At 50.4% G+C, this 14,136-nt stretch carries 13 protein-coding genes; 11 read left to right on the top strand and 2 right to left on the bottom strand.

The features are described 5' to 3' along the window. Nucleotides 1-480: 480 nt before the first annotated feature. The 3 genes from DTHIO_RS08460 to DTHIO_RS08450 are packed head-to-tail and all read left to right on the top strand — an operon-like array spanning nucleotide 481 to nucleotide 4,725. Entirely contained in the window at nucleotides 481-1,116 is a 636-nt protein-coding gene (locus tag DTHIO_RS08460) for an XTP/dITP diphosphatase (RefSeq protein WP_008869892.1), read from the top strand. Nucleotides 1,117-1,120: 4 nt separating this feature from the next. Further along, nucleotides 1,121-2,944: a glutamine--fructose-6-phosphate transaminase (isomerizing) gene (glmS, locus tag DTHIO_RS08455; RefSeq protein WP_008869891.1), complete on the top strand. Its 1,824-nt coding sequence runs from the start codon at nucleotides 1,121-1,123 to the stop codon at nucleotides 2,942-2,944. A gap of 2 nt (nucleotides 2,945-2,946) precedes the next feature. Continuing rightward, on the top strand, nucleotides 2,947-4,725 hold the full coding sequence (locus DTHIO_RS08450) for an N-acetylmuramoyl-L-alanine amidase (protein ID WP_040418216.1): 1,779 nt from the start codon (nucleotides 2,947-2,949) through the stop codon (nucleotides 4,723-4,725). A 10-nt stretch (nucleotides 4,726-4,735) separates the two neighbouring features. Here DTHIO_RS08450 and DTHIO_RS08445 read toward each other — a convergent pair whose 3' ends face one another. Further along, nucleotides 4,736-5,701, bottom strand: coding sequence for a cation diffusion facilitator family transporter (locus tag DTHIO_RS08445; protein ID WP_008869889.1), 966 nt, complete (start codon nucleotides 5,699-5,701; stop codon nucleotides 4,736-4,738). A 149-nt stretch (nucleotides 5,702-5,850) separates the two neighbouring features. On the opposite strand from DTHIO_RS08445, the gene DTHIO_RS08440 reads away from it, so the two are divergent. Together DTHIO_RS08440 and DTHIO_RS08435 are read left to right on the top strand one after the other, a co-directional pair. Then, a complete protein-coding gene (locus DTHIO_RS08440) occupies nucleotides 5,851-6,561 on the top strand; it encodes a hypothetical protein (RefSeq protein WP_008869888.1) in 711 nt (236 codons plus the stop codon). Between the two features lie 65 nt (nucleotides 6,562-6,626). Beyond that, nucleotides 6,627-7,118, top strand: a complete 492-nt coding sequence (locus DTHIO_RS08435; protein ID WP_008869887.1) for a LysM peptidoglycan-binding domain-containing protein — start codon at nucleotides 6,627-6,629, stop codon at nucleotides 7,116-7,118. Nucleotides 7,119-7,121: 3 nt separating this feature from the next. Here the strand turns inward: DTHIO_RS08435 and DTHIO_RS21410 are convergent, their stop codons facing one another. After that, nucleotides 7,122-7,268: a hypothetical protein gene (locus DTHIO_RS21410; RefSeq protein WP_153305066.1), complete on the bottom strand. Its 147-nt coding sequence runs from the start codon at nucleotides 7,266-7,268 to the stop codon at nucleotides 7,122-7,124. A gap of 192 nt (nucleotides 7,269-7,460) precedes the next feature. Between DTHIO_RS21410 and DTHIO_RS08430 the strand changes: the two genes are divergently transcribed. The 6 genes from DTHIO_RS08430 (at nucleotide 7,461) to DTHIO_RS08405 (ending at nucleotide 14,107) form a co-directional block, all read left to right on the top strand. Continuing rightward, nucleotides 7,461-9,293, top strand: a complete 1,833-nt coding sequence (locus DTHIO_RS08430; protein ID WP_008869886.1) for a triose-phosphate isomerase — start codon at nucleotides 7,461-7,463, stop codon at nucleotides 9,291-9,293. Between the two features lie 346 nt (nucleotides 9,294-9,639). After that, nucleotides 9,640-10,080 carry a hypothetical protein gene (locus DTHIO_RS19745; RefSeq protein WP_008869885.1) on the top strand — a complete coding sequence of 147 codons (441 nt, stop codon included), beginning with the start codon at nucleotides 9,640-9,642 and terminating at the stop codon, nucleotides 10,078-10,080. 46 nt (nucleotides 10,081-10,126) lie between these two features. Continuing rightward, entirely contained in the window at nucleotides 10,127-11,329 is a 1,203-nt protein-coding gene (gene coaBC / locus DTHIO_RS08420; RefSeq protein WP_008869884.1) for a bifunctional phosphopantothenoylcysteine decarboxylase/phosphopantothenate--cysteine ligase CoaBC, read from the top strand. A 293-nt stretch (nucleotides 11,330-11,622) separates the two neighbouring features. Beyond that, nucleotides 11,623-11,922, top strand: coding sequence for a hypothetical protein (locus DTHIO_RS21105; RefSeq protein WP_144311495.1), 300 nt, complete (start codon nucleotides 11,623-11,625; stop codon nucleotides 11,920-11,922). Nucleotides 11,923-11,956: 34 nt separating this feature from the next. Further along, nucleotides 11,957-13,252 carry an NfeD family protein gene (locus DTHIO_RS08410; protein ID WP_008869882.1) on the top strand — a complete coding sequence of 432 codons (1,296 nt, stop codon included), beginning with the start codon at nucleotides 11,957-11,959 and terminating at the stop codon, nucleotides 13,250-13,252. Nucleotides 13,253-13,270: 18 nt separating this feature from the next. Next, the gene (locus tag DTHIO_RS08405) at nucleotides 13,271-14,107 is read left to right on the top strand and encodes a slipin family protein (protein WP_008869881.1); all 837 of its coding nucleotides are present in this window, start codon (nucleotides 13,271-13,273) and stop codon (nucleotides 14,105-14,107) included. Nucleotides 14,108-14,136: the final 29 nt, after the last annotated feature.

The following is a 14,136-nucleotide window of genomic DNA, read 5'->3' as shown; positions in this document are numbered from 1 at the left end:
CACCGAATTTACAAACAAATCAAGTTATTGGACTTGCTATCTGCTTGAGAATTATATTAAAGAAAATAGACAGTATAAATCATGCCGGTCCCGGAATCTTGCTAAAGGCCTGAACATACGTGCCAAGACGTTCAAAATTAGTAACTAATCAGCATCTGCGGACGAAAAGCCAGGGGCCGGGGGTTCGGCAAACTGTGTCCCGCACTTACTTTCTTAAGTCTGACCAACTTTCAAGGCAAGATTTACCAGAAAGTAAGTGCGGGATCTGAGCGACGTAGGAAGCGTTAATCAAAACCGTTAAACACCCAACTTAATTCAAAGCATAATATAATTGAAGCTTTACTGGTTGAAAAAACTTGAAGAGGTTTTGATTTACGCTTCCTTGGAGCGAGTTTTTACGTCCTGTTTGCCGAATTTCCGGACCACTGGAGGTCATATCATTAAGGTGAACAATTACCAAATTTATAACAGGAAACTTTTATGACCAGAGAAAAACTCACTGTGGTCCTTGCCACCCGCAACTCAGGCAAGGTCGCTGAACTCGAAGAAATCCTGGCCGCCGTGCGTCCCGACCTGGTGGTCAAAGGACTTGACAGCTATCCCGGGCTCGCCGATATCCCGGAAACAGGCTCTACCTTCGAGGAAAACGCATTGATAAAGGCAAGGGCAGTGGCCGGGCATACAGGGCATCTATCCGTGGCTGACGATTCCGGCCTGGTGGTCCCGGCCTTAGACAATGAACCGGGAGTTTATTCAGCCAGGTATGCCGGGGAAAAAGCCAGTGACCTGGAAAACAACCAGAAGCTTCTCAAAAGAATGAACCACCTTTCGGGAGACTCCAGGCAGGCCAGGTTTGTATGCGTTCTCTGCGCGTGCACCCCCCGGGAAGAAACCTTAGTGGTCCACGGGGAATGGCCCGGGATTATCCTGGATGAACCCCGTGGACAGGGCGGTTTTGGTTATGACCCGCTTTTTTTTGATCCTCAGGCCGGATTGAGTGCAGCAGAAATGGAGTCAGGGCAGAAAAACAGCCGCAGCCACAGGGGACGCGCCCTGCAGAATCTCATGCAGCAGTGGGAAGAGTTCATGTCCAGGATAAACAAGCAAGGAGCCTGATCTCATGTGCGGAATTATCGCCTATACCGGGCACAGACCTGCTGTTCCCGTTATCATCCAGGGGTTGAAAAGCCTGGAGTACCGCGGCTACGATTCGGCCGGACTCTGTTTCGGCCATTCCGGGAGACTGCACCTGTTCCGCGCCGCAGGCAAACTGAACGCCCTGGAGCAGAAGCTCGAAGGCGGCCGGGTGCTGCACGCCACCTCGGGCATAGGACACACAAGGTGGGCCACACACGGACTGCCCAACGAGACCAATGCCCACCCGCACCTGGATGTGCACTACAACCTGGCCCTGGTGCACAACGGCATCATAGAAAATTACCAGGAGCTCAAGTCCATGCTCCAGGACTGCGGCTGCACCTTTCGCTCCCAGACTGATACCGAGGTACTGGTCTGCCTCATTTCCCACGCCCTGGAGCAGCACGATTCCATTCTCAATGCCCTGGCATGGAGCATGTCCCAGGTGCGCGGCTCCTATGCCTTTGCCCTTTTAAGTAAGGACCACGAGGGCCGCATATGGGCGGCCAGGAAGGCCAGCCCCCTGATTCTGGGCGCTGGAACCGGAGAAAATTTCGTGGCCTCGGATATCCCTGCATTTCTGCCCTTTACCAGGGACGTGGTCTTCCTGGAAGACGACGAACTGGTGGAGATGGATGCCGGTCAATGGTCTGTTTACCATGCCCGCACCTTAAACCCGGTTTCCAAAAAGATCCAGCGCATCAACTGGGATGTTCAGGCCGCCCAGAAGGGCGGCTACAGGCATTTCATGCTCAAGGAAATATTTGAGCAGCCCCAGGTGATTACCGACTGCCTGGCCGGACGTATGGACCGCAAACACAACAGGGTGACCCTTACAGAGCTGGAGGCTCTGCCCACTCCTTCCAGGCTGCACATAATGGCCTGCGGCACATCCTATCATGCCGGACTGTGGGGCAAATACGTCCTGGAAAGCCTGGCGCGCATACCAGTAAATGTAGAAATCGCATCCGAGTTCAGATACAAGGAGCTGGTGGAAGAACCGGGCACACTTTACTTGAGCATAAGCCAGTCCGGGGAAACCGCAGACACCCTGGCCGGGCAGCGTATGGTCCGCCAGAAAGGACTTCCTGTATTGGGACTTTGCAATGTGGTCGGCTCCAGCGTGGCCCGGGAGGCGGACAGTGTTCTCTACACCCAGGCCGGGCCGGAAATAAGCGTGGCCTCCACCAAGGCCATGTGCAGCCAGCTGGTTATGCTCTACCTCCTGGGCCTGTACTGGGGACAGAACAGGGGCACCCTGTCAGCCCGGGAAATGTCCCAGAACCTGTTGACCCTGGAAACTCTGCCCCAGACGCTGACTTCGCAGCTGCCGGACATGCAGAAGAGGGCCAGACAGCTCTGCCCTGAATATTCCAGGGCCCGGAGCTTCTTTTTTCTGGGACGGGGCATCTATTATCCCCTGGCCCTGGAAGGAGCACTCAAGCTCAAGGAGATCTCCTACATCCACGCCCAGGGGTATCCAGCCGGCGAACTCAAGCACGGACCCATCGCCCTTATCGAGCAGGAACTGCCCACTTTTGCCCTGGCCATGCAAAACCATCTCCTGGATAAAATCGGGTCAAATCTAATGGAAGTCCGGGCACGCAACGGAAAAATTATTGCCTTGACCAATCCCGGTGTTGAATTAGATATAGATGAAAAGTGGGAAATACCGCAGCTCGGAGATCCATTAAACAGTTTCCTGGCCTTGCCGGCCCTGCAGCTTTTCGCCTATGAAATGGCTGTATATCTGGGCAAGGACGTGGACCAGCCCCGCAACCTGGCCAAAAGTGTAACCGTGGAATGACCATGAGCATAAAAAAAACTTTTTTCTGCCTGCTGGCAGCGTTACTGCTGGCTCTTTGCACTCCGGGCCTGCTGCCCGCCGGAATGCAGAGTGCAGTGCAGGACCTGGAAAATCTTATAGCCGATGACAATCGAAACCAGTTCCGTTCACACTGGCTTGACCTGGCCGGCAGGTTCCAGCAGGAACTCGATGAGAGCCAGGACGGAAATGACAAAGCCCGGGCCCTTTATTATCTTGGCCGCACCTACCAGGAACTGGGCAAAAAATCCTTTCTGCCTTCCGATTTTGAAAAGGCTGAAGAATTCTATACCCGTGCAGTCAGAGAGCACCCCGACACCGATTTTGCCGGTCGCTCCCAGTACCGCAAGGCCGAGATCCACCTCAACCATCACCGGGATTCAGCCCAGGCTTACCTGGAGTATCTGCGCGTGGTTTACAACCATTCTTCCAGCTCCAAAAAAGATGCCGCCCAGGAAGTTCTCAAGGAACTGGACCGCAAAAACCTGGAAATGATAAACGGTAAGCGCGCCTCTCTGGACCTGGAAAAGGTCTCTGAACCTCAGAAGAGCCCACAGGTTTCCCTGGAGGAAAGGCCCCTTGCAGATTCCCGCATAGAAGAAGAACCAGGGCAGGAGCAGTCGAAAACTGATTCCAGAACAGCCCGGCTGGTGGACATACGTCACTGGAGTTCTGATGAATACACCCGCATAGTACTGGATCTGGATTCGCAGGTGGATTATTATCACAAGCTTTTGAAGCCCGATGAGGAACTGGGAACTCCGCACAGATTGTTTATCGACTTAGAGAAAACTCGTCAGGCAGAAGAAGTAACCCAGGAAGAAAACGTGGCCGACGGTATCTTAAGCCGTATCAGGTCAGCTCAGCATACCACTGATAAGTCAAGGGTGGTCCTGGATATCGACGAACTGGACGATTTCAGGGTCTTTGCCCTGGAAAATCCCTTTCGCATTGTTGTGGACGTTTACTCTCCCGATGAACGCCAGGTTCTGCAGACGGTGGAAGGCGAACCGGACATCTCCCTGGATCCCGAGCGGGCCGAGCTGTCTTCCGGCAGCCTTCTTGAGCAGCTGGGGCTCAAGGTTCAGACCATCATGATAGACCCTGGTCACGGCGGCAAGGACCCGGGAGCTGTGGTAGGCAATTTCAAGGAAAAGGACATTGCCCTCAGGATGTCCAAAGTCCTGGGCCGCAAGCTGGAGCAGGAAGGTTTCGATGTTCTCTACACCCGGACTGAGGATGTCTTTGTTCCCCTGGAGGAGCGAACCGCCATGGCCAATTCCCAAAAGGCGGACCTCTTTATTTCTGTGCATGCCAATGCCCATAGAAATCAAAATGTCAGAGGCTTTGAAGTCTATTACCTGAACTTTGCCCAGGATGAAGACGCCAAGCGTGTGGCGGCCAGGGAAAATGCAGTCTCAACCCAGAAGATCTCAGATTTGCAGTATATTTTGACAGACCTGATGCTAAGCTCCAAAATAAGCGAATCCCGGGATCTGGCCAAGAAGGTCCACGAGGTCACCCTGGACAACACAAGAGGCATGTTTTCCGATATGGACACCAACGGTGTGCGCCAGGCCCCTTTTTATGTGCTCATGGGGGCCCAGATGCCGGCCATTTTGCTGGAAATGGGCTACATGACCAACCAAAAGGACATGCGTCTTCTGCAGAACGACGACTTTATGCAGTACATGGCCAGGGGACTGACCAAGGGGGTCACCTCCTACCGGGATAAGATAGAACAGTTTGCCAGGCTGGATTAGCAGCCAGTATTTAGCGGATTTCGCCCGGGTTTTGCTCCTTGCTTTCGTTCCCCGGCTCACAATGCCTGGACTCAGAACTGCTTTTTCTTCCTCCCACCTGGTCCCCGTCCCAGGAAGCCCGGTCTTCTTCCGGCTCCACGTGTATAGTTACCTGGGATTTGGGCAACTCCTGCTCGATACCCTCTTCAATCCTGCAGCAGATATCGTGGCCTTCGCGGATGGTTCTATCTCCCGGCAGAAGCAGATGAAAGTCGATAAAACGCCTGGACCCGGACTTTCGCGAGCGCAGGCCGTGATACGCCGCCTTTTCCCCGGCGTGCCTGCGGATGTGTTTTTCCACCAGGTCCACTTCCTCCCTGGGCAGGGAGACATCCATAAGCCCGTGCATGGATCTCTTTATGAGGCTTATACCGGACCTGGTGATATTCAGGGCGATTATTACGGCGATTATGGAATCCAGGATCACCAGTTGCGGGTAGAACATTATGATCCCCAGCCCCAGAACCACCCCTGTGGTTGTCCAGACGTCGGCCATGAGGTGTCTGGCATCCCCTTCCAGGGTAATGGAGTCGAAATGCCTGGCAGCTCTTAGCATAATTCTGGCCACCACAAGATTAATCAGGGCAGCAACTACGGAGATCCCTATGCCCAGAAGAAGATTTTCCAGGGCCTGGGGCTGCATGAGCCTCCCCACGGCAGAGTAGATGATCCCAGCCGCAGCCACCAGTATAAGACCTCCCTCGAGGCCTCCGGCAAAATACTCTGCCTTGTCGTGGCCGTAGTTGAACTTCCTGTTGGCCGGCTTGAAGGCTACAGTCAGGGCGATTACGGCTACAATGCTTGCTGTCAGGTTGACCAGGGTCTCCACTGCATCAGACAAAAGGCCAACTGAACCTGTGACCCAGAATGCTCCAAATTTGAGTCCAAGGGTCAGCAGGGATGCCAGTACAGAGAGCAGGGCGATATTTCTGGGCATTTTTTAATTAAGCTTTTAAATATGTTGACAAGTCGTTGAGCCGGTGAATACATTGCCGGAAGGCACAGATCAGGGCCTTTTTTTGGACCAGGGATCATCAAGAAATCCGAGGCTGCAATTCTTTTTAAACCCGCAACTTAGATGGGCTTATGCATAAATCCTGGATTGACGCCAAGCTTCCCGAATTCGTCAGGGATGTCCTGCGGGACTTCTGTCAGGTCAGCAAGGAACTTTTTAACCAATTTGACTCGCATGATCAATCAGGCCATGTGAGCTTCACTTTTTTCAAGGAGTTGCTGGGCGAGGAGATGAGCAAGGGTCAGCTATGGCGTCTCAAGGATACCGCCCACATACTTTTCCGCAACGACCAGAGGGCCGGAAAGATCGGTCCTTACTTAGACTGGTGCATAGGTTACATATTCCACGAGTGCATGAAACTAAGAGAGGATGCTTACCAGCAGGAGAATTACCGGCCCTGGTTCGAGGCCCGCTATTCAAATCCTGAAATAACCCCGGAAGAACAGCTCATCAGCCAGGAACTCATAAACGTCCTGGATCAGACCGGGGAGAGCATCAACCGGGAGATATCCAGGATCAAATTTATTCTGTTTCACTGCCGCAGGCTTTTTATTCTTTATCTTCCGGCACATGCAGACAATCCACTGCTTGCCCGCTACCTGTTCGCCCAGGAAGACCTGGTGCGCGAGGTGTTCAAATCTTCATACCCGGATCTCATCACAGCCATATACGGAGAAAAACCGGTCAAACTTTACGAACTGGCAGCCAGCAGCCTTGAACGCGGAGGCTGGAAAGCAGAAGCTGAAGCCGCCAGGAGCAGGGTTTCTCTTGACTTTACCTGAAACTTGAGTAAATATAGACATGTAAAGCCATAAACTGCCCTTAAACCCTGTCCACGGAGGAAGAAATGAAACGTTACCTTATTTTCTCAATTTTGCTGCTTGCGCTTCTGGCAGCTGGTTGCGCCAAAAAGCCCGTCGATCCTGCAGAGCCGGAACCGCCTGAACCTGAAGTAGCTCAGCCCGAGCCAGAAATACCTGAACCTGCAGAAGAAGAAAAGCCCGAACCCATGGACAAAAGAGCCCTATATGAAGAAGTCTACAACGCACTTCCTACATCGCATACCGTGGAAAAAGGCGAATGCCTGTGGTGGATAGCCGAGTATAATGAGATTTACAATGATCCTTTCATGTGGCCTTTGATATACAAGGACAACAGGGACCAAATCGACAACCCGGATCTTATCTATCCCGACCAGGTCTTCAGCATCCCCAGGGATTTTGAGAAGAATGAACTTACTGAAAGCAGGCGTGAAGCCGGAGCACCCCAACCGTACCTTCCTGATGAGGGTGCAAGGCTTCCTGCAGAATTAAGGGAGGATCTTGGCTGGAGCTTTTAACCGTCAACTCGATTTTATTCCAAAGCCCCGGTTCTGCCGGGGTTTTTTTTGTCCAAGATTTTTCCAGAATGCCTTTACTACTTCTTTTTCAACCTTAATTTGTAACCATTCATCACCTTCACCTGAAAACAGATATTCAATTATGGCCAAATCTACCCATATATTCTTTTAAGCTCCAGGCTTTTTTTGTGATCCTGTGCGTGAAAAGAGCCCTTTTCGAGGGCAACATCCCGAATCTGCTGATGCCGCTGAATAGAATTCTGCACCCAGGCTTTAAAAGTTTCTTGCTACGCTTGACTTTCTCTGCTAACTATCAAAGAAATATGAAAAAGTGGAGGATATATGTTCGATTTTTTATACCATAAAAATACCGCCAAACAGCGCTACGACCTGCAGGATGTCCAGAGTCCTCAGCTTTTAAGGGATCTCTATCCCTATAACCATGTCCCCCGCATAGCCTTTGACGACTCATTTATTCTGCCCCGGCCACCGGAGGAAATATTTATTACCGATACCACCTTCAGAGATGGCCAGCAGGCAAGGCCTCCCTTCACTGTAGAACAGATTGCAGATATATACGAATATCTGCACCGCCTTGGAGGTCATTCCGGGCTTATCCGCCAGAGTGAATTTTTTCTGTATTCGGACAAGGATAAAAAAGCAGTTGAGGCCTGTCTGGAGAAAGGGCACAGGTATCCCGAGATCACCGGCTGGATCAGGGCCAACAAAGAAGATCTCAAGCTGGTCAAGGATATGGGGCTCAAGGAGACGGGCATGCTCACCTCTGTTTCTGATTACCATATATTTCTGAAACTGGGCAAAACCCGTCAGCAGGCCATGGACGACTACTTAGAACTTGTAGAGGCGGCCCTGGACTGGGATATCATCCCCAGGTGCCACTTCGAGGACATAACCAGGGCGGACATTTATGGTTTCTGCATCCCTTATGCCCAGAAGCTTATGGAGCTTTCCCAGCAGAAAGGACTGCCGGTGAAAATCCGCCTTTGCGACACCATGGGTTACGGTGTACCTTACCCTGGATCTGCCCTGCCCAGAAGTGTGGCCAAAATTGTCCGGGCTTTCACCCACGAGGCCAAGGTGCCTCCGGAGGCTCTGGAATGGCATGGTCACAATGATTTTCACAAGGCCTTTATAAACGGCACAACCGCCTGGCTGTACGGCTGCAGCGCAGTCAATTCCACTCTTTTTGGAATAGGCGAGCGTACCGGCAACGCCCCCCTGGAAGCCCTGGTCATTGAATACATCTCACTGACCAGCGATGATGACGCTGCGTACACACCGGTAATTACTGAACTGGCCAGGTATTTCCACAAAAACCTCGGCGCTGAAATACCCGCCAATTATCCTTTTGCCGGCAGGGACTTCAATGCCACCAGTGCTGGAATTCATGTAGACGGACTGATGAAGAACGAGGAGATATACAATATCTTCGACACTGAGCAGATTCTTCACAGGTCCATACCCATTATTATTACCGATAAAACCGGTAAAGCCGGCGTGGCCTACTGGATCAACCATTACCTGGATTTATCTGATGACCAGAAAGTGGACAAAAGGCATCCGGCTGTCGGGAAAATATACGAGAAAATCAGAAAATCATACAATCAGGGCCGTACCACCAACTTTTCACACGAAGAGATGGACCAGCTGGTACGGCGCTACCTGCCCGAACTGTTCTCTTCATCCTTTGATCAGTTGAAGGAACTTGCTCACAGGGTGCTCAAGAAAATCATTCAGGATCTGGCAGCTGAGCCTGAAATGGCCTCGCTTGACATTGACAGCATCAACAGCAAGATGCAGGAATTTTTAAAGGAGTACCCCTTTATTCAGTATATGTACCTTACCGATATCAACGGTTGCCTTATGACCTGGAATGTAAGCGATATAGGCGATCTTTCCAAGTACAGGCAGGTCGAACCAGGCATCAACCTCTCAGACAGAGAGTGGTTTATTCGCCCTGTTAAAACCGGAAAAATGCATATAACCGACTTTTACAAGTCTCATTTCACGGGAAAGCTTTGTTTGACTGCATCTATCCCCGTATTCAGTGAAACAGATGAAATCCTGGCCGTACTCGGTGCAGATATCCGCTTTGACGAACTGGTCAAAATCCAGGAAGATTTTGCTTTTGAACAGAACCTGTTGTCCAGATAAATAAGCACCACGTATCTGTTCAGCGCTTTGCATGCAGCATGGCTTTCAGCCCGGAGGCATACAGCCCGGAGGGGGGACTGGCTCATCCGTCACGCCTGAGGCGTGATGTCCCAGAAAATGAAATATTTTAAGCACAAAATGATGCTCAAGTGGGTCCCGGAGTGCCTGTCCCCTGCTTTCCTTAAAAGAGCTGAGCAGATACAGCACCACAAAGGCGTTGCCAGCCTGCCAGATAGGCAAACTTGACTGGTTCCGCCCGTCTGAGTGGATACTTGGTTCTTTATGCAGGGCCAGCCCTGTTTGTAAATGTTTATTTAAGCCTAATTATTATTACAGGAGAAAAAGCATGTGGAAAACATTATCAGTGGCTCTTATGCTCCTAATTTTATCCGGCTGCTGGGCCACCAGGGAACCTGAACCGGAAAGTTTTGAGCCTGTAACCGAATCCCAAGAGCCTGAACAAAGAGAAACTGCTGCCCATGGCTACTATGATTTTGATGATATACCTATTCCCAAGGAAATGAACATCGACAGGGATGAATCCATTCTTTTCGAATCCCAGGGAGTAAAGGCCGGCATGCTTACCTACTCCGGCAGGGTAGACAGCAATTCCCTTTTTAACTACTTTCTATCGGCATTGCCGAACGAAGGCTGGGAAAAATTAAGCTATATCAAATATGGTACCCAGATCCAGACTTTTGCCAAGGACGACAGGCTCTGCATCATCCGTATCATTGACGGCAGATTAAGAACCGAGCTTCAGATCTGGATCTCCCCAAAAATATAATGCCTGTGGGTAATATAAATTTTGGCATATGCTTTCCTGCCCATATATGATTTTTGACCAGTACCAGGGTCAGCGGGTACACTTGGGCATCACCGGCAGTGTTGCTGCCTACAGAACCCTTGACCTTGTGCGCCTGTTGCAGAAATCATCTTTATCCGTCAGCGCAACCATCACCAGCTCCGGCTGTGCTTTTATAGGTCCTCTCACTTTGAGTGCCCTGGGAGCTGACCCTGTATATACTCCTGACTATTCTCCAGTGGAGCAGCCCTTTGCTCACCTGAGTTCGCAGTTTTCTCCCCATGTCTTCATGGTAGCTCCTGCAACGGCCAATATATTGGCCAAAGCATCCTCAGGAATTGCAGATGATCTTTTATCCACGCAGATCTTGTCCTACCCGGGAAGAGTTCTCTTTGCACCGGCCATGAACCCCAACATGTGGAACAATGCCGCCACCAGGCATAATATCCGACAGCTCAGGGATTTCGGCCACGAGATTATTGAGCCTGACAGTGGAAAGGTAGCCTGTGGTGAACAGGGACAGGGCAGATTTCCTGACATTGCAAGCTTATATTACATATGCCTCAGGGAACTGACCTCTAAGGACATGGTATCCACGAAGGTGCTCATAACAGCCGGTCCCACGCACGAATATTTCGACCTGGTGCGCTACTGGAGCAATCCTTCCAGCGGCAGGATGGGCCTGGCCATTGCATTGGCCCTGTGGCTGAGAGGAGCTGAAATCCATTTTGTCCACGGTCCCATGCAGCCTTTGCTGCCTCTGCCCGGGTTTCATATATACCCTGTTACAACTGCCCGGGACATGTATGACAAGTGCAGCGCACTGTGGCCTGATTGTACCCTGGGAGTATTTAGTGCCGCAGTTGCTGATTTTGCTCCGGAAAAGGCCACGGACTTGAAGTTCAAGAAACAGGGACGTTCGGCTTTGCAGGTAAAAATGAACCCGACACTGGATATTCTGGCGGAAATGAGCGCATCCAGAGCCAGGGATCAAAAAATTGTCGGCTTTGCCGCAGAAGCTGAAAATCTAGAGGCTAACGCTTCAGCCAAGTTGAGTACAAAATCCCTGGACATGATAGTAGCCAACCAGGTCACTTCTGATTGCACTCCCTTCGGCTCTGATGAGAACCAGGTCTTGATCATGGATAAAACCGGCAGAATGGAATATCTTCCCAAGCTTTCCAAGCAGAAAATCGCCTGGAGGATGGCGGATTGGATACTCGAATTGTAGACTCACATCCTGCAGCTGCCAGGCTGGAAACGCTCGGTATCAGATATCTTTTCAAGCCGGAATCCAGTGCCTTACAGCCCCAGCAGGAACCAGTGCCCGGAGCAGATACCCGGCCGCCCTCTTGCTATGTTCATCCCCATAGTAATGATGCCACCGGATTCCAAACCGACCCGTTGCTGGAGCCTTTATACCGGCCGTCTTACTCGGTATGGACCTACCTGGAACTCTATGAAGACCTCTTCTGTGGTTTCAATACCCCAAGAGCCAGGCTGCTAACAGCCATACAAAACAGTATGGGATGGGATGCCTGTTCTTTTACTTACTGGCCGGTAACCAGAAATTTTTCGGATAAAACTGTTCCTGACAAGGATTTTTTTTATTCAGCTATGGACAGAATCAATCCAGTTTATATATTTTGTTTTGGAGCAGCAGCTTTTAACATATTGTTTCCCCGGGAAAGGTTTGCATACGGCAAGTGGGTTACAGGCCATTTTTCCATCATGGCTCTGCCTTCAATAGATGCTTTAATGCCTGATAATCGTTTGCTTAAAAATTTTACGTGGCGGATGATCAACAGTTTATCACTTTCATGACACCTGAACATAAATATTAACCACCGAGAATATCATGAAGATTTTTAAAATATGTTTTCTGGCCTCGATTATACTTTTGGCCTTCAGCCTTGTATTTGCCGACAGGGATCCCGCGTCTCACCAGATACTCAAAGTTGATATTGATGGACCCATTACTCCGGCCACAGAAGAGCTGCTTCAGGATTCCCTGAGGCGTGCTCACGATGAGGATTTTATTGCCCTTATGATCCGCCTGGATACACCCGGAGGTCTGGTAGAATCAATGCGCAACATGGTAAAGGATATACTGGCTTCTGATCTGCCGGTAATTGTCTGGGTTGACCCACCGGGTGCAAGGGCTACCTCAGCAGGAGTATTTCTTGTGGCTGCTTCGGACCATGCGGTTATGAGTCCTCAGACCACCATAGGTTCAGCTTCTCCTGTGACCATGGGCGGCGAGGAACAGGATGAAACCATGCAGAGCAAAATTATCAATGAGATGCTTTCTCTTGTGCGAACCGTAGCTAAAGACAAGGGCCGAAACGTTGAATGGTACGAAAAGGCGGTTACAGAAGCAGCAAACATTGACTCTGAAGAAGCGTTGCAGTTAAGGGTTATTGATCATATAGCCACTTCTACGGATGACCTTTTAAGTCAACTGGGAAAAAAAGGCCTTTCGGTTTATGGAGAGGAAATAACCTTTGAAAGCGATGAAATAAGTATTGTCCAGTTCGAACCGGGCTTCAAGTATAAAATACTTTCCTGGCTGCTGCACCCCCAGATAGCTTATCTATTATTTCTTGCGGGAATGGCCGGACTTTTTTTCGAACTGTCCAATCCGGGTGCTATCTTCCCCGGAGTTCTCGGATCCATGTGTCTGATTATGGGTCTATATTCCCTGGCGGTTCTACCTACTAATATTGCAGGAATTTTGTTGCTAATTCTGGGATTTATATTTATAATTCTGGAAATCAACATGCCGACTTTCGGCCTGTTGACCATGGCTGCACTGGCAAGCTTTTTCTTTGGATCACTTTTTCTGTTTGATGCAGAACATCCTTATTTTCAGATACCTACTATGACAATTATTCCTGTTATACTCATACTTACGGTAGTTTTGCTGGCTCTGGCATATCTAATCGGCAAATCTCAGATGGCACCCAAGACTCACCAGACCGGAATTCCTGACCAATCAGCTAAAGTCGTCAGCTGGTCCGGCACACAGGGACAGGTCAAGGTGAGGGGTGAAATATGGAGAGCACAGTCTCAGGAGATGCTGTCCCTGCAGCCTGGCCAGGAGGTTCAGGTGGATAAAGTTGAGGGACTCACCCTACATATAAAACCAGTTTAATCTCAGCAGGAGGAACCAATGCTAACCTATGTTCTACCGGTACTCATACTTGTTGTTCTCTTCCTGATGAATGCCATCAGGATCCTTAACGAGTATGAGCGTGGTGTAATTTTTCGACTGGGACGATTCCTGAAAGTTAAGGGTCCTGGCATCATCATTCTGATTCCAGTATTGGATAAGATGGTCCGCACCAGCCTGAGGATTGTTACCCTTGACGTACCTCACCAGGAAGTCATCACCCAGGATAACGTCACCATCAAGGTAAACGCGGTTCTGTACTACAGAATCATGTCCCCACAACACGCAGTGCTGGAAATTGAGGATTACCATTTTGCCACTTCCCAGCTCTCGCAAACCACTATCAGAACAGTTTGCGGCGCATCAGAACTGGATGAAATTCTCGGGCAGAGAGAAAAGCTCAATACCAGAATCCAGTCAATCCTTGACGAGCAGACTGATGCCTGGGGTGTAAAGGTCACCACTGTGGAACTTAAGCACATTGATCTGCCCCAGGAAATGCAAAGAGCCATGGCTGCGCAGGCAGAGGCCGAGCGTGAGAGAAGGGCTAAGGTTATCGGTGCTGAAGGAGAATTCCAGGCAGCCAAGAGACTTACTCAGGCAGCCCAGATTATTTCTGAGTACCCGCAGGCCCTTCAACTGCGTTACTTGCAGACCATGCGGGAGATGACCTCTGAAGGCAGAAATGCCACGGTTATACCAATACCCATTGATCTGTTCAGGGGGCTGAACCCGATAATGTCTGAGCACGCTCAGGGAGCTACCAAGATTGACCCTGATAACCTGCCTGAACCTGATGTCCCACCAGACCCTTTAAGCTCTGAACAAAAAAGCTGAGCAATACACCAGATACTAAGGGTGCTTAA

The organism is Desulfonatronospira thiodismutans ASO3-1 (assembly GCF_000174435.1).
Taxonomy (GTDB): domain Bacteria; phylum Desulfobacterota; class Desulfovibrionia; order Desulfovibrionales; family Desulfonatronovibrionaceae; genus Desulfonatronospira; species Desulfonatronospira thiodismutans.
The sequence above is the reverse complement of the archived record's forward strand: the minus strand, read 5'-3'. Positions and strand labels throughout refer to the sequence as shown.

Bases quoted from the DNA above. Each gene is read 5' to 3' on its own strand.
- DTHIO_RS08460 (WP_008869892.1), top strand. From the start codon at position 481: ATGACCAGAGAAAAACTCACTGTGGTCCTTGCCACCCGCAACTCAGGC.
- glmS (WP_008869891.1), top strand. From the start codon at position 1,121: ATGTGCGGAATTATCGCCTATACCGGGCACAGACCTGCTGTTCCCGTT.
- DTHIO_RS08450 (WP_040418216.1), top strand. From the start codon at position 2,947: ATGAGCATAAAAAAAACTTTTTTCTGCCTGCTGGCAGCGTTACTGCTG.
- DTHIO_RS08445 (WP_008869889.1), bottom strand. From the start codon at position 5,701: ATGCCCAGAAATATCGCCCTGCTCTCTGTACTGGCATCCCTGCTGACC.
- DTHIO_RS08440 (WP_008869888.1), top strand. From the start codon at position 5,851: ATGCATAAATCCTGGATTGACGCCAAGCTTCCCGAATTCGTCAGGGAT.
- DTHIO_RS08435 (WP_008869887.1), top strand. From the start codon at position 6,627: ATGAAACGTTACCTTATTTTCTCAATTTTGCTGCTTGCGCTTCTGGCA.
- DTHIO_RS08430 (WP_008869886.1), top strand. From the start codon at position 7,461: ATGTTCGATTTTTTATACCATAAAAATACCGCCAAACAGCGCTACGAC.
- DTHIO_RS19745 (WP_008869885.1), top strand. From the start codon at position 9,640: ATGTGGAAAACATTATCAGTGGCTCTTATGCTCCTAATTTTATCCGGC.
- coaBC (WP_008869884.1), top strand. From the start codon at position 10,127: ATGATTTTTGACCAGTACCAGGGTCAGCGGGTACACTTGGGCATCACC.
- DTHIO_RS21105 (WP_144311495.1), top strand. From the start codon at position 11,623: ATGGGATGGGATGCCTGTTCTTTTACTTACTGGCCGGTAACCAGAAAT.
- DTHIO_RS08410 (WP_008869882.1), top strand. From the start codon at position 11,957: ATGAAGATTTTTAAAATATGTTTTCTGGCCTCGATTATACTTTTGGCC.
- DTHIO_RS08405 (WP_008869881.1), top strand. From the start codon at position 13,271: ATGCTAACCTATGTTCTACCGGTACTCATACTTGTTGTTCTCTTCCTG.